Source organism: Cronobacter condimenti 1330, assembly GCF_001277255.1.
Taxonomy (GTDB): Bacteria; Pseudomonadota; Gammaproteobacteria; order Enterobacterales; family Enterobacteriaceae; genus Cronobacter; species Cronobacter condimenti.
This window is the reverse complement of sequence record NZ_CP012264.1, coordinates 3,706,757-3,720,227: the sequence shown is the minus strand read 5'-3', so window position 1 is coordinate 3,720,227 and position 13,471 is coordinate 3,706,757. Positions and strand designations below refer to the sequence as shown.

General features: G+C 55.3%; 16 protein-coding genes and 1 pseudogene. 8 read left to right on the top strand and 9 right to left on the bottom strand.

Features of this window, described 5'->3' with window-relative positions; translation table 11 throughout:
- Positions 1-45 precede the first annotated feature (45 nt).
- Together dkgA and yqhD are read right to left on the bottom strand one after the other, a co-directional pair.
- Complete coding sequence (dkgA, locus tag AFK62_RS17035; protein WP_007678585.1) at positions 46-873, bottom strand: 2,5-didehydrogluconate reductase DkgA; 828 nt, start codon at positions 871-873, stop codon at positions 46-48.
- Positions 874-978: 105 nt separating this feature from the next.
- Positions 979-2,142 carry an alcohol dehydrogenase gene (gene yqhD / locus AFK62_RS17030; protein ID WP_053532051.1) on the bottom strand — a complete coding sequence of 388 codons (1,164 nt, stop codon included), beginning with the start codon at positions 2,140-2,142 and terminating at the stop codon, positions 979-981.
- Positions 2,143-2,186: 44 nt separating this feature from the next.
- On the opposite strand from yqhD, the gene AFK62_RS22475 reads away from it, so the two are divergent.
- Together AFK62_RS22475 and AFK62_RS17025 are read left to right on the top strand one after the other, a co-directional pair.
- Positions 2,187-2,327, top strand: a complete 141-nt coding sequence (locus tag AFK62_RS22475; protein WP_085960983.1) for a hypothetical protein — start codon at positions 2,187-2,189, stop codon at positions 2,325-2,327.
- A 3-nt stretch (positions 2,328-2,330) separates the two neighbouring features.
- On the top strand, positions 2,331-3,224 hold the full coding sequence (locus tag AFK62_RS17025; protein WP_032984780.1) for an AraC family transcriptional regulator: 894 nt from the start codon (positions 2,331-2,333) through the stop codon (positions 3,222-3,224).
- A gap of 28 nt (positions 3,225-3,252) precedes the next feature.
- Here the strand turns inward: AFK62_RS17025 and yghB are convergent, their stop codons facing one another.
- The gene (gene yghB, locus AFK62_RS17020; RefSeq protein WP_007678576.1) at positions 3,253-3,906 is read right to left on the bottom strand and encodes a DedA family general envelope maintenance protein YghB; all 654 of its coding nucleotides are present in this window, start codon (positions 3,904-3,906) and stop codon (positions 3,253-3,255) included.
- Positions 3,907-4,024: 118 nt separating this feature from the next.
- The gene (gene metC / locus AFK62_RS17015) at positions 4,025-5,212 is read right to left on the bottom strand and encodes a cystathionine beta-lyase (protein ID WP_032984800.1); all 1,188 of its coding nucleotides are present in this window, start codon (positions 5,210-5,212) and stop codon (positions 4,025-4,027) included.
- A gap of 249 nt (positions 5,213-5,461) precedes the next feature.
- Here metC and exbB point away from each other — a divergent pair, with 249 nt between their 5' ends.
- Positions 5,462-6,196: a tol-pal system-associated acyl-CoA thioesterase gene (gene exbB, locus AFK62_RS17010; RefSeq protein WP_053532050.1), complete on the top strand. Its 735-nt coding sequence runs from the start codon at positions 5,462-5,464 to the stop codon at positions 6,194-6,196.
- Positions 6,197-6,202: 6 nt separating this feature from the next.
- Complete coding sequence (gene exbD, locus AFK62_RS17005) at positions 6,203-6,628, top strand: TonB system transport protein ExbD (RefSeq protein ID WP_007678568.1); 426 nt, start codon at positions 6,203-6,205, stop codon at positions 6,626-6,628.
- Positions 6,629-6,699: 71 nt separating this feature from the next.
- Here the strand turns inward: exbD and AFK62_RS17000 are convergent, their stop codons facing one another.
- Positions 6,700-7,596 carry an SDR family oxidoreductase gene (locus tag AFK62_RS17000; protein ID WP_007678566.1) on the bottom strand — a complete coding sequence of 299 codons (897 nt, stop codon included), beginning with the start codon at positions 7,594-7,596 and terminating at the stop codon, positions 6,700-6,702.
- A 159-nt stretch (positions 7,597-7,755) separates the two neighbouring features.
- Here AFK62_RS17000 and fucR point away from each other — a divergent pair, with 159 nt between their 5' ends.
- Entirely contained in the window at positions 7,756-8,496 is a 741-nt protein-coding gene (gene fucR, locus AFK62_RS16995) for an L-fucose operon activator (protein ID WP_032984797.1), read from the top strand.
- Here the strand turns inward: fucR and AFK62_RS16990 are convergent.
- Positions 8,482-8,901 carry a hypothetical protein gene (locus AFK62_RS16990; RefSeq protein ID WP_007678560.1) on the bottom strand — a complete coding sequence of 140 codons (420 nt, stop codon included), beginning with the start codon at positions 8,899-8,901 and terminating at the stop codon, positions 8,482-8,484. The two genes, fucR and AFK62_RS16990, sit on opposite strands and share 15 nt — an antisense overlap.
- A gap of 5 nt (positions 8,902-8,906) precedes the next feature.
- The gene (locus AFK62_RS16985; RefSeq protein WP_007678557.1) at positions 8,907-9,308 is read right to left on the bottom strand and encodes a hypothetical protein; all 402 of its coding nucleotides are present in this window, start codon (positions 9,306-9,308) and stop codon (positions 8,907-8,909) included.
- A 105-nt stretch (positions 9,309-9,413) separates the two neighbouring features.
- Between AFK62_RS16985 and AFK62_RS16980 the strand changes: the two genes are divergently transcribed.
- The gene (locus tag AFK62_RS16980; protein ID WP_007678554.1) at positions 9,414-9,914 is read left to right on the top strand and encodes an ESA_00282 family adhesion-associated protein; all 501 of its coding nucleotides are present in this window, start codon (positions 9,414-9,416) and stop codon (positions 9,912-9,914) included.
- A gap of 121 nt (positions 9,915-10,035) precedes the next feature.
- Positions 10,036-10,496 (top strand): annotated as a pseudogene (locus AFK62_RS16975) (TIGR00645 family protein).
- A 68-nt stretch (positions 10,497-10,564) separates the two neighbouring features.
- Here AFK62_RS16975 and AFK62_RS16970 read toward each other — a convergent pair.
- Complete coding sequence (locus tag AFK62_RS16970; RefSeq protein WP_007678963.1) at positions 10,565-11,605, bottom strand: aldo/keto reductase; 1,041 nt, start codon at positions 11,603-11,605, stop codon at positions 10,565-10,567.
- Positions 11,606-11,802: 197 nt separating this feature from the next.
- On the opposite strand from AFK62_RS16970, the gene AFK62_RS16965 reads away from it, so the two are divergent.
- The gene (locus tag AFK62_RS16965) at positions 11,803-12,930 is read left to right on the top strand and encodes a mechanosensitive ion channel family protein (protein WP_007678961.1); all 1,128 of its coding nucleotides are present in this window, start codon (positions 11,803-11,805) and stop codon (positions 12,928-12,930) included.
- 56 nt (positions 12,931-12,986) lie between these two features.
- Here AFK62_RS16965 and phnO read toward each other — a convergent pair whose 3' ends face one another.
- Positions 12,987-13,424, bottom strand: a complete 438-nt coding sequence (gene phnO, locus AFK62_RS16960) for an aminoalkylphosphonate N-acetyltransferase (RefSeq protein ID WP_007678959.1) — start codon at positions 13,422-13,424, stop codon at positions 12,987-12,989.
- Positions 13,425-13,471 lie beyond the last annotated feature (47 nt).

The window sequence follows — 13,471 nt, the reverse complement described above, 5'->3', positions numbered from 1 at the left end:
GCGTAGTATGCTGTTTTTTCTTTTTGCCGCCAACAGGCGGTGCGCTTAACCGCCGAAGTTATCCGGGTCCGGGCCCAGGCGTTTACCCTGGTCGAGTTTCGCGATTTCACTCAACTCGTCTTTATCCAGACGGAAATCCCACACGTCGAAGTTTTCCGCGATACGCGATGGAGTCACCGATTTCGGGATAACGACCAGTCCGCAATCGAGGTGCCAGCGGATAACAATCTGCGCCGCGGTTTTGCTGTATTTATCAGCAAGCTCGCGAATAACCTTCTGGTCGAAAACGCCTTCGCCGCCTTGCGCCAGCGGGCTCCAGGATTCCGTCTGGATCTTGTGCGTGGCGTTCCAGGCATGTAGCTGGCGCTGTTGCAGCAGCGGGTGCAGCTCAATCTGGTTAATTACCGGCGTGACGCCCGTTTCATCAATGATGCGTTGCAGGTGCGGCACATTAAAGTTACATACGCCGATGCTTTTAATCAGCCCTTCCTGCTGCAGTTCAATCATGCCTTTCCAGGCCTCGACGTAGCGATCGATAGCCGGCACTGGCCAGTGCATCAAATAGAGGTCAACATAATCGAGTTGCAGCTTTTCAAGACTTTCTTCCAGCGCTTCGCGGGGGCGCTTCTGGTCGTCATTCCAGAGCTTTGTCGTGATAAACAGTTCGTCGCGCGCGATGCCCGCGCTTTTCAGCGCGTCGCCCACGCCTTGTTCGTTTTTATAGGCTGCAGCGGTATCGATGGAACGATAGCCCACCTCCAGCGCCTTATGAATAGCGGTAACCACCTCTTCGTTAGTCGCTTGCCATACGCCGAGGCCGAGCTGGGGCATCAGGTTGCCGTCATGCAGCTTAATTACGCCTGGATTTGCCATATTTCCTCCTTTTGAGCTAACACACCGGGGCAGTTGCCCCGGCGCAAGTCAGGTGAGTTAAGTCTGGTCGAAATAGCCAAAAACGAAAGGTCGCGCGTAAAAAGCTTAACGGGCGGCTTCGTAAATGCGGCGGCTGACATCCAGGGTGATATCCTGATGCTCGCCCAACGCAGTCAGGCCGTGCTCTTCAAGTTTTGCGAGCAGCGCCGGGATGGAACTGCCGTCGAGGCCGTAATCACTCAGGCGGGTCGGCGCGCCCATCGTTTCAAAGAAACGGCGGGTGGCGGCAATCGTCGCGTCGATGCGCTCATCGTCGCTGCCTTGCGTGATATTCCATACGCGCTCTGCGTATTGCAGCAGTTTGGCGCGCTTCTCGTTGCGTTTCTCGTTCCACAGCGCTGGCAGCACCACGGCGAGCGTCTGGGCATGATCCAGACCGTGCATCGCGGTCAGCTCATGGCCGAGCATATGCGTCGCCCAGTCCTGCGGCACGCCTGCGCCAATCAGGCCATTCAGTGCCTGGGTGGCAGCCCACATCAGGTTGGCGCGCACGTCGTAGTTTTCCGGCTCTTTCAGCGCCTTCGGGCCTTCTTCGATAAGCGTCAGCAAAATGCCTTCTGCGAAGCGGTCCTGGATTTTGGCATTCACCGGATACGTGACGTATTGCTCCACGGTGTGCACAAAGGCGTCCACCACGCCATTCGCGACCTGACGCGGCGGCAGAGTGTAGGTATAAACCGGATCGAGAATGGCGAAGCGCGGCTGCACAAACGGCGAATGGAACGCCTGCTTATCACCAGTGGCGCGGCGCGAAACCACCGCGCCTTTGTTGGATTCCGAGCCGGTGGCTGGCAGCGTCAGCACCGAGCCCATCGGGATGGCGCTTGTAATTTCACTGCCGCGGGTTTCAAGGATATGCCATGGATCGCGCGACTGCGGATAGTGCGCTGCCGCGGCGATAAACTTGGTGCCGTCCAGTACGGAACCGCCGCCGACTGCCAGCAAAAACGTCACTTTTTCTTTACGTACCAGTTCTACGGCGTTCATTAACGTTTCATAGGACGGGTTTGGCTCAATGCCGCCGAATTCCAGCACGTCGAGGCCGTTAAGCGCGCTGTAGACCTGATCGAGCACGCCGGTTTTCTTCACGCTGCCGCCACCGTAAGTGACCAGCACGCGGCTGTCCGCCGGGATGAGCGCACGCAGTTCAGCGATAGCGCCCTTGCCAAAAGCGATATGGGTCGGGTTGTGGAGATTGAAATTGTTCATCGAAAACTCCTTGTGGAATAAGCGTCACGCCCTGGCGTGAAGGGATGACCGTTATTGTCGGTGTCGGACGGCGCGGTCTCAATGCTCATTCCTGCCTTTCTCTTGCCCATTTCTCTTTGTCGCTGGAGAAAATGGCGGATTTTACGCACACTAAAGGCCGTATTAAAGGCGACCGGGAGCCGTAAAAGATGAACCGCGATATGGTGTGTCGGAACATTGCCGATGAAATTAGAAGACTGAAAGAAAACGAAAAAGAGCTGGGTTTCCTGCCGCCTGAGGTGCGTCTTTTATACGGTACGACACCCGGCGCGCGTACGCCGGTTATCTACCAGCCCGGCATCATATTTCTCTTTTCCGGCTATAAAACGGGTTATCTCAATAACAAAGTATTCCGCTACGATCCGCGTGAATATCTGCTGCTGACGGTGCCGCTGCCGTTTGAGTGCGAAACCTTCGCCACGCCGCAGGAGCCGCTCGCGGGCATTCGCATTAATATCGATCTGTTGCAGCTTCAGGCGCTGGTGATGGAGATTGGCGAAGACGACCATTTTCGGCCTGCGCCTTGTTCGTGCGGAATTAATTCCGGCGTGCTGACCGATGAAATCCTCTGTGCCGTCGAACGGCTGCTTGAGGTAGTGGAGCACCCGCTGGATGCGCGCATACTCGGTAAACAGCTGGTGCGCGAAATTCTCTACCACGTGCTGAAAGGGCCGGGCGGTGGGGCGTTGCTGGCGCTGGTGAGCCGCCAGACGCATTTCAGCCTGATAAGCCGCGCGCTGCGGCGTATTGAAACGCGCTATGCCGAAACCCTGACGGTGGAGCAACTGGCGGCGGAAGCCAACATGAGCGTGTCAGCGTTTCACCATAATTTTAAAGCGGTGACGAGCACCTCTCCGTTGCAATATCTGAAAACCTGGCGGTTGCAGCAGGCGCGGTTATTGATGCTGCATAACGGCATGAAAGCCAGCGCGGCGGCAATGCAGGTAGGGTATGAGAGCGCGTCGCAGTTTAGTCGGGAGTTCAAACGTTATTTCGGGGTGACACCGGGAGAGGACGCCGCGCGGATGCGCGCAATGGCGTGAGCGGAGCTGGCGCTCCGCCCGAGGTCATTCAGCTTGTTTTTTTCTTCACTACCACCACGATGGCGCCGAGCAGGCCCATGACCAGCAGCGCGATAGGCAGGATCATGAGAAACGTCATGACCTGATCCTCATGGCGTTTAACGAACGGGATCATACTGATGGCATAGCCAAGGCCGGTGACCACGCCTACCCAAATCAGGGCGCTCAGCCAGTTAAAGATTTGGAAGCGGCGGTTAGACAGCCCGGAGATGCCCGCCATCGTCGGCAGCAGCGTGCGCACAAACGCCAGAAAACGCCCGGTCAGCAGCGCCAGCAGCCCGTGACGGTCAAACATGCACGTCGCGCGATGGTGGTATTTCGCCGGCAATTGCGCAAGCCAGCCGCGCACAATACGCGTATTGCCAAGCCATCGCCCCTGTACGTAGCTCAGCCAGCAACCGAGGCTCGCCGCTGAGGTGAGGATCACAAGCGTCGGGACAAAATCCATCACGCCCTGCGCTATCATTGCGCCCGCCAGCAACAACAGGCTGTCGCCCGGCAGAAACGACGCCGGCAGCAAACCGTTTTCTAAAAACAGCGTGGCAAACATCACGCACCAGACAACGCCAACGACATGCGGGTCCGCCAGCGCGGCAAAATCGTGATGCCAGAGCGCAGCGATAATATCCTGGATAACAGCCATGGGAGATCCTGTGGAACAGCGGTAGTGCGTCTATTGTACACTTAAATGCCACCGCGCATCTGCATTACAGGTTCAACAAACCCTCTCTTTTCCTGGGATAATCGCGTTTTTTTTCACTTCAGGCGATTCGGCGAAAGCCTGCGTCCAGATCGGCGATTAAATCTTCGACATTTTCAAGCCCGATATGCAGGCGCACCAGCGTGCCGGTAAAGTCGACGCCGCCCGCCGGGCGGATAGCTGCCAGCTCTTCGGGCTGATTAGCGAGGATCAGGGATTCGTAGCCGCCCCAGGAATACGCCATGCTGAAATGGGTGAAGTTATCCAGATAGTGCGCATACTCAGCGTCGCTCAGGCGCTTATGAAGAATAAAAGAAAAGAGGCCGCTCGCGCCGGTGAAATCACGCTTCCAGAATTCATGGCCTTTACTGCCGGGCAGCGCCGGATGGTTAACGCGCGCCACCTGCGGATGCGCCGCCAGCCACTGCGCCACGTGCAGCGCGCTGTCGTGATGCGCGCGCAGACGTACACCCAGCGTTCGCAGGCCGCGGCTGGTGACATACGCGGTATCGGCATCAACCATCTGGCCCATCAGATAAGCGTTTTCACGGAGCGTGTCCCAGCAGCGCGCATTCGCGACCGCGGTGCCTATCATGGCATCGGAATGCCCGACCAGATATTTGGTGCCTGCCTGAATAGAAATATCCACGCCGAAATCGAGCGCTTTAAACAGAATGCCCGCAGCCCAGGTGTTATCCATCATAATGATGGCGTCCGGCGCGGTGCGGCGTACTGCCGCCACGATGGCCGGCACATCATGGACTTCCATCGTTATCGAACCGGGCGACTCCAGGAACACGACTTTGGTATTAGGCTGGATATGCCGGGCGATATCACCACCCGCGAGCGGATCAAACCAGCTGGTTGTCACGCCGAGTTTAGCGAGGATTTTGGTACAGAAATCCTGCGTCGGCTCGTAGGCGTTTTGGGTCACCAGCACATGGTCGCCCTGTTCAACAAACGCCAGAATGGTATTGGCGACTGCGGCAGCGCCGCACGGGAACAGCGCGCAGCCCGCGCCGCCTTCCAGTTCGCACATCGCTTCCTGCAACGAAAAGTGCGTCAGCGTGCCGCGGCGGCCATAAAACAGTTCGCCCTGCGCGCGCCCCGCGGTGGCCTGTTTTTTCGCCTCGACGCTGTCAAACACCAGCGATGACGCTCGCTGAATCACGCTATTCACCGCCCCCAGGGTGTAACGTTTTGCGCGCCCGGCATGGATAAGCGTCGTCTCGATGTGTTTGTCGGTCATGAAAGTCCCCTGTCTGAACGTCTGGATGTCTAAACTAACGTTATCACGGAAAACAGGCGCCGCCTCGCCTTGTTTTGCATTTGCGGCGAAAGATGAAAAAACGTCATCTGCGTCGCTTTCCTGTCTGAGCGCAAAGAAAAAAAATGTGCGCTGGCGCACCATGTAAATACTAATGAGAACTACTATCAATTCGATGTCATTTTGATATCATTGTGCGCAGTTTTGTGACTTTCGTCCTGGAGATGCAGAGTGGGAAATAATTTGATGCAGACGGATCTTTCCGTCTGGGGCATGTATCAGCATGCCGACATCGTGGTGAAAATCGTCATGATTGGCCTTATCCTGGCGTCCGTCGTGACCTGGGCGATTTTCTTTAGCAAAAGCGTTGAGCTCGCAGGCCACAAGCGCCGCCTGAAACGCGAACAGCAAGAGCTGGCGGGCGCCCGCACGCTGGATGACGCGCGTAACATGGCTGAGCGTTTTGGGGCGAAAAGCCTGAGCGCGCGCCTGATTGATGAAGCGCAGAACGAGCGTGAACTCTCAGCAGGCAGCGATGATAACGAAGGCATTAAAGAGCGCACCGGTTTTCGACTTGAGCGTCGCGTCGCGGCGGCAGGGCGTCACATGGGGCGCGGCAACGGGTATCTCGCTACCATCGGCGCGATTTCGCCGTTTGTGGGCCTGTTCGGCACCGTGTGGGGCATTATGAACAGCTTTATCGGTATCGCCCAGTCGCAGACCACTAACCTTGCGGTCGTCGCGCCGGGGATCGCCGAAGCGCTGCTGGCGACGGCCATTGGTCTTATCGCCGCTATCCCGGCGGTCGTTATCTATAACATCTTCGCACGCGCCATCGGCAGCTACAAAGCGACGCTTGGCGATGTCGCAGCCCAGGTGCTGCTGCTGCAAAGCCGCGATCTGGATCTCGAGGCGAGCTCTCAGGCTCAGCCGGTACGTGCTGCTCAAAAACTGCGTGTAGGTTAATGCCCTATGGCGATGCGTCTTAATGAAAATCTCGATGATAACGGCGAAATGCACGAAATTAACGTCACGCCGTTTATCGACGTGATGCTGGTGCTGCTGATTATCTTTATGGTGGCCGCGCCGCTTGCGACGGTGGACGTCAAGGTGAATCTGCCGGCGTCATCAAGCCAGCCGCAACCGCGCCCGGAAAAACCGGTGTATCTGTCCGTTAAAGCCGACAAAACGATGTTTATCGGTAACGATCCGGTTACGCGGGAAACAATGGTCAACGCGCTCGACGCGCAGACCGGCGGCAAGAAAGACACGACAATTTTCTTCCGCGCGGATAAAACCGTCGACTACGAAACCATGATGAACGTAATGGATACCCTGCATCAGGCGGGCTATCTGAAAATCGGACTGGTAGGCCAGGAAGTCACGAAGGCGAAGTAACGTTTAGCCTTCCTCAAGAAACGCAAAAGCGCGGCCTGGGCCGCGCTTTTTTATTGGCGTCTGCGAGCGGATTAACTCAGGTGCTCGCCGCCGGTTACACCGTGCACTTCGGCGGTGACGTAACTGGATTCCTGGCTTGCCAGGTAGACATAAATCGGCGCGAGTTCGGCAGGCTGGCCGGCGCGTTTAAGCGGCGTCTGCTGGCCAAACTGCGGGATTTTTTCCTGCGGCTGGCCCCCGCAAATCTGCAGCGGTGTCCAGATAGGGCCTGGAGCGACGATATTCACGCGAATCCCTTTCTCTGCTACCTGTTTCGCAAGGCCGCGGCTGTAGTTCAGGATAGCGGCCTTCGTTGAGGCATAATCCAGCAGATGCGGGCTTGGCTGGTAGGCCTGAATAGACGACGTGGTAATGATGCTCGCGCCCGGTTTCAGGTGCGGCAGCGCCTCCTGGGTTATCCAGAAGAGGGCGAACACGTTAGTCGCGTAGGTTTTCTGGAACTGTTCGCTGGTCAAATCGGCAATCTGTTCCACTGCCGTCTGTTTACCGGCTACCAGCGCCAGAATATCAAGCCCGCCCAGCTCATCTATGGCGCGATGCACCAGTTCACGGGCAAATTTCTCATCGGTCAGGTCGCCTGGGATCAGCACCGCTTTACGGCCTGCCTCTTCAATCAGGGCTTTGACCTCTTCGGCGTCCTGCTGCTCGTCTGGCAGATAGTTGAGCACCACATCGGCGCCTTCTCGCGCGTAAGCAATGGCGGCAGCGCGACCGATACCGGAGTCGCCCCCTGTCACCAGTGCCTTACGATCCTGAAGACGGCCGCTCCCTTTATAGGTTTTCTCGCCGCAGTCCGGCACCGGCTCCATTTTGGCCTGAATACCCGGCGCAGGCTGTTTCTGCTTTGGATATTCCCCGGTGAAGTACTGGGAAGTCGGGTCCTGGATCTTGGTCTGGTCGTTAGCCATAGGTTCCTCCTCGTTATCAAAGCGTACTTCTAAGGGTAGTGCCTTATGCTGCGCTGTCGAAAATTATCAGGATTTTCTGTATTTGCGGCGGGGGCGGGTTCTCCTTTCGCCGCGCCTGCTGCAATAATGAAAAGGCGCATTCACTAAGGGATCTGCATGATGAAAACCGAGCGACAGCAGAAAATTATCAGGCTCTTATGGGCGCACGAGGCGCTGACTACCCAGGCGCTGGCGAGCCGTCTTAATGTCAGCCAGGAGACCATCCGCCGCGATTTAGGCGAGCTGCAACGCGACGGGAAAATTCTGCGTAGCCACGGGCGAGCGCGGGCGCTGCGCCGCGATGTGGAAAATCACGACGACCCGTTCCAGGCGCGGGTAAAAAGTCATCATGCGCATAAGATGGATATCGCGCGCAATGCCCTCAACTGGCTCGACGCCGGTATGGTGGTGGCGCTCGACGCCAGCTCGACCTGTTGGTATCTGGCGCGTCAGCTACCGGATGTGCCGCTCACCATTTTCACCAATAGCGTGCGGGTGGGGCAGGAGGTTGCGCGTCGCGAGCAGGTGACGCTTATCAGTACTGGCGGCATTTTGCACCGTCAGGCGGCCTGCTATGAAAACCCCTCATTACCGGCGTTGCTTAAGCACATCGACATCGATCTCTTTATCTTTTCGTGTCAGGGCATTGATGCGCAGGGCGGTATCTGGGATGCGCGCTCCTGGAATGCGGAGTACAAAACGCTGCTGCTGCGCCGCGCGGCGCAATCGTTGTTGTTGATAGACAAGAGCAAACATAATCGTACCGGCGAGGTGCAAATCGGAACGCTGGAACAGGTGACGGAGGTGATAACGCAGGAGGAAAACGGCAGGCAAAAAGCAGGTGCGCTACTGGTCAGTTGACGTAGCGGGCGGTTCCGGAAGCGGCGTGACGGAAGAGGTCTGACACTGACCCTCAGCGAGTTTGCGGCTTAGCATCAGCGTTTCGGCTTCCTGCCTTTTAATCAGTTGATAATTTTCTTCAATAGCGGTCATGATTTGCGCACGCAGCTCGGGGTGTCGCTTCATGAGTTCTTCCAGCACCGCGCCATACACTTCTTCTTTCACCAGCAAGGGATAGATTTCGCGGCGATTGTGCCATTTCAGTTGTACGAGGGCAGCCGGAATCGTCAGCACCGCCCGGGTATAACCCGCAATGGCTTCATTTTTTTCATTAATCAGCGCCTGCAAATTCTGACTTAAGATAAATTTCTGCTCTTCTTGCTTATCTAAAGTGAAATATTGGTGGCTGGAGGTTATATCCGTCACGCCAGTTAATCCTCGAACTTATAAAAAACGGGGGCGTCTTTTTCCTGGGTAATGAGATTAAGCCAAATTTTATTACCCGCTTCATTTACCTGCGCCGTTTTAGTGGCGATCAGTTCAGCCATTTCTTCAGCGCTAATAGCATTATCTTCGACCAGTTTATTCAGGACTTTAGTGTAAGCTTCAATTTTAACCACACTCAGCAGCCGTGCTTTAATATGACGGTCGCGCTCTTCAAGCAGAACGTTGCCGCTCTGGCCTGCCAAAGACTTGCCGCTCAATATGTCCGTTTCATATTCTTCGAGCGTTGGTTTTCCCTGAGTTAAATTTTCGGTATTTTGTTCGTCGGCGGGGTGGTTGTCGGGTATGAGAATACGATAACGCGCCGGCACAAGATTGTCGGGCAACATTGATGTTATTTCCTTTTATATCAGAAGGATAAAGAAATAGGCCGGATAGTTTTCGTTGACAATAACATGCCGTAAAATTAAAATCAAAAAAAACGGAGCCTGCGCATGAACAGTGTTTTTTATTCTGTCATTACCTTGCTGCTGCTTTTAAGCGGCGTGCTTTTTTTTATGAAAGAAAATGAGGTCAATAAACCAGGAAATGCTTCTGGCGTTGACCCGATCCCGCCGCGCAACAAAGAAGAGGGCGAAGACCATTTCTCCGCGCTCCTTAACGCAATTACTCCGTTGTGGTACTGGCGCGTTAATCATGAATATATTGATTTTACTAACGCCACCATTAAAAAAATGACTTTCGAAGAACTCAATGCAACGCCGGGTTTATTTGAGGCACAACGGCGTTGCAGTAATCTTAATTCTGCAGTGTATAAATATTACGACAATTTAAAAAAACGCTGCCTGAACGGTGAGTTAGTAACGTTCTCCGATATCGAAGTGCTGAACCTGCGCCACTGTTTTCATGAATTTAGTCAGGAGGCGTACCCGCAACTGGTGGCGATTGTCTGGCCGGAGTATCAGCGTCCGCAGGTTGATATCACCCAGGTCTGAGCCCCGCCACGTTTTCCTTCGTCTGCGTATTGTTTAACGCCGCTGGTGCATCGGTTGCCAGACGGTAACGCCTGTGCGTTATACTGAACGCCATTCTGCTCTGGCTAATTTTCAGGACACTATGGAACGCTTTATCGAAAACGCAATGTACGCCTCTCGCTGGCTCTGCTCGCGCTGACCGTCAAATTCTTCCAGGAAATCTTCCACGTTCTGCCGAACATTTTATCTATCGCAGAGGCTGATCTTATTCTGCTGTTACTGTCGCTGGTGGATATGACGCTGGTGGGCGGATTGCTGGTTATGGTGATGTTTTCTGGTTATGAGAACTTTGTTTCCCAGCTGGATATTCACGAAGGTAAGGAAAAGCTTAGCTGGCTAGGTAAAATGGATGCCAGCTCGCTGAAAAATAAAGTGGCGGCATCCATCGTCGCTATCTCTTCCATTCATCTGCTGCGCGTTTTTATGGACGCGAAAAACGTGCCCGATAATAAACTGATGTGGTATGTGATAATCCATCTCACTTTCGTGCTTTCCGCGTTTGTGATGGGATACCTGGATAAAATCTCCCGCCAGGGGCATTAATAAAAAAACCACGGCACAGGCCGTGGTTTTTTTAAGTCTGTCTGCGCCTCTTGCAATAAGAAGCATTATTATTTGTCTGACGATGCCTGCCAGAGATTCAGCTCGCCGTCGGCGACATGTTTATCAATCATCTCAAGTTCCTGCGCTGTAAAGTGCGTATTTGCCAGCGCCTGAACGTTCTCTTCAAGCTGCTGCGGACGGCTCGCGCCAATTAACACTGAGGTTACGCGATTATCCTTAAGCAACCAGCTTAGGGCCATCTGTGCCATGCTCTGTCCGCGCTGCGCGGCCATCTCATTGAGCAGTTTCAGGCTATTGAGATTCGCCTCAGACAGCATATTTTCCGTCAGGCCGCGTACTTTTTTCCCTTCGCGCTGCATACGCGAGCCATCAGGAATGCCGTTGAGGTATTTCCCTGTTAACAGCCCCTGGGCGAGCGGCGTAAACGCGATACAGCCGACGCCGTTCTGCTCAAGCGTATCCAGCAGCCCGCTTTTATCCACCCACCGGTTCAGCAGGTTATAGGACGGCTGATGAATGAGCAGTGGGATTTTCCACTCGCGCAGCAGGTGCGCCATGGTTTCGGTGCGCTCTGGCGAATAGGATGAGATCCCGACATAAAGCGCCTTACCGCTCTGTACCGCCTGCGCCAGCGCGGCGGCCGTCTCTTCCATCGGCGTATTTTCATCCACGCGATGCGAATAGAAGATATCGACATAGTCGAGACCAAGACGTTTCAGGCTTTGATCGAGGCTTGCGAGCAGATATTTGCGCGAGCCGCCGCTGCCGTAAGGGCCCGGCCACATGTCGTAACCTGCCTTGGTGGAAATAATCAGTTCATCGCGATAGGGCGCAAAATCCGTTTTCAGCAGACGGCCAAAATTCTCCTCGGCGCTGCCCGGCGGCGGCCCGTAGTTATTCGCCAGATCGAAATGCGTGATGCCGAGATCAAACGCTTTATGCAGCAGTTCGCGCTGCGATTCCAGCGCAGCGACGTGACCGAAGCTGTGCCACAGACCGAGCGAGAGCGCGGGCAGGCGCAGGCCGCTGCGCCCGCAGAAGCGATACTGCATCTGTTCGTAACGGGCAGGATTAGCAAGGTACGGCATAGGGTCTCCTTTCTGTTATTTTCATAATATGAAACGCTGTTTCTATATTAACGTACCCGGCTGTCGTCACAAGCGAAAACGCGGCTTTTCGCTGTCATGGTTTCGTCATCTGGCCGTACATAACCCTATGAAAAGAGCGTGCTTAGCGATGGTCTATACTCAATTTTCACTTTAGGGCTGCCAACCACGGAGGATGAATGGAATACATTCTACATACCAACTTTTTGCGGCTGATGACATCGTTAACGTTCTGGGGAAATGTGTTGCTGGTGCTGGCGGTAACCGTCATCACCTACTGGATCGTCAATAAAATCCTGGCGCTGCTGCATAAGCGCATCGCCCGCTGGGCGGAAGATCACAACAACAGCACCGCGTACAAAGTCTTTCTCGATGTATTGAGAAAGACGCGGCGCGTGTTGATCCTGTTTGTCGCGTTTCTTTTCAGTTTGCAGTTCATCAGCCTGCCTGACCGAATGCATGGCACGATTTCCCACGCCTGGTTCCTGGTGCTGGCGTTGCAAATCGCGCTCTGGTTCGATCAGGCGGTACAGTCGTGGCTGCGCCATTCGCTGATGCGTCCCGGCACGCACCGTAACCCGGTCACGACGATCATTCTGGGGCTGATGATCCGCGCGCTCATCTGGGCGGTGATGCTGCTGTCGATTCTCGCGAACGCCGGCGTCAATATTACTGCTCTGGTAGCAAGCCTCGGCGTGGGGGGTATCGCCATTGCTCTGGCGGTACAAACGGTGTTGAGCGACGTCTTCGCGTCGTTGTCGATTGGCTTCGATAAGCCGTTTGAAATCGGCGACTTTGTGGTGTTTAACGATGTGTCCGGCACCATCGAGCATATCGGGCTGAAGACCACGCGTATCCGCAGCCTGAGCGGTGAGCAAATTGTCTGTGCCAACGCGATTTTGCTGCAACAGACCATCCATAACTACAAACGCATGCAGACCCGCCGCATCGTGTTTTCGTTCGGCGTCTCGCTCGCCACGCCGCCCGAGAAGCTGCGTAAAATCGGCCCGATGGTCAAATCCATTATTGAACAGTATGGCGAAACCCGCTTCGACCGCGCGCATTTCGCTACTTTCGACCAGGACCGCCTGACTTATGAAGTGGTGCATATTATTAATACGGCGGATTACAACAAATATATGGATCTGCAGCAGGAGTTGAATCTGCGCATTATGGAAGGGTTACAGGAACTCGGCGTGCGTCTGGCGCTGCCAAGCCGTGTGATCATTCAGCCTGACGCGCCGGAAGAAAAAGAGGAAGACGGTAAGCCGCAGGAGGGCAATCCGCAGCAAGCCCACCAGGCCTAACGCTGAAGTATGCAGGGTTCGCAACACCCGCCCCGGTTTGTCCGGCGGCGGGTTTTTTATGCCAGCGGTTTTGTAAAACGCACATGCGTGCGGATATAGCCTTCGCGTTCATAAAAGCGGTGCGCGTCGTGGCGTTTTACGCTTGTTGACAGCTCCGTGAGTTCCGCGCCTGCCTCACGGGCGATGGCTTCGGCATGGGCCAGCAGCGCCTTCCCAACGCCGGTGCCGCGCGTGCGCGGCATGACCACCAGCTCCTGGATTTCGCCAATCAGGCGCAAATGGTGCAGATGATATTGCAGATGCAGGGAGATCATCCCGAGCGTGTCGCCCTGTTCACAGGCCAGCAGCAGATGCGTGTCCGGCCGCGCCAGAATGCGCCGGAAACCCTCGCGAAACGCATCGCGATCGAACGTGGCTTGTTTGAGTTCACACAGCAGCGCGTAGACGTGCGCTTCGTCATCTATCGTCGCGGGGCGGATTTCACAGTCAGGCATAACGCGGCTCCTCAGGGTACCCGGCGTAACAGCAACACCAAAGGGGG

Coding starts and splice junctions, on each gene's coding strand:
- dkgA (WP_007678585.1), bottom strand. CDS start 873: ATGGCAAATCCAGGCGTAATTAAGCTGCATGACGGCAACCTGATGCCC.
- yqhD (WP_053532051.1), bottom strand. CDS start 2,142: ATGAACAATTTCAATCTCCACAACCCGACCCATATCGCTTTTGGCAAG.
- AFK62_RS22475 (WP_085960983.1), top strand. CDS start 2,187: ATGACCGTTATTGTCGGTGTCGGACGGCGCGGTCTCAATGCTCATTCC.
- AFK62_RS17025 (WP_032984780.1), top strand. CDS start 2,331: ATGAACCGCGATATGGTGTGTCGGAACATTGCCGATGAAATTAGAAGA.
- yghB (WP_007678576.1), bottom strand. CDS start 3,906: ATGGCTGTTATCCAGGATATTATCGCTGCGCTCTGGCATCACGATTTT.
- metC (WP_032984800.1), bottom strand. CDS start 5,212: ATGACCGACAAACACATCGAGACGACGCTTATCCATGCCGGGCGCGCA.
- exbD (WP_007678568.1), top strand. CDS start 6,203: ATGGCGATGCGTCTTAATGAAAATCTCGATGATAACGGCGAAATGCAC.
- AFK62_RS17000 (WP_007678566.1), bottom strand. CDS start 7,596: ATGGCTAACGACCAGACCAAGATCCAGGACCCGACTTCCCAGTACTTC.
- fucR (WP_032984797.1), top strand. CDS start 7,756: ATGAAAACCGAGCGACAGCAGAAAATTATCAGGCTCTTATGGGCGCAC.
- AFK62_RS16985 (WP_007678557.1), bottom strand. CDS start 9,308: ATGTTGCCCGACAATCTTGTGCCGGCGCGTTATCGTATTCTCATACCC.
- AFK62_RS16980 (WP_007678554.1), top strand. CDS start 9,414: ATGAACAGTGTTTTTTATTCTGTCATTACCTTGCTGCTGCTTTTAAGC.
- AFK62_RS16970 (WP_007678963.1), bottom strand. CDS start 11,605: ATGCCGTACCTTGCTAATCCTGCCCGTTACGAACAGATGCAGTATCGC.
- AFK62_RS16965 (WP_007678961.1), top strand. CDS start 11,803: ATGGAATACATTCTACATACCAACTTTTTGCGGCTGATGACATCGTTA.
- phnO (WP_007678959.1), bottom strand. CDS start 13,424: ATGCCTGACTGTGAAATCCGCCCCGCGACGATAGATGACGAAGCGCAC.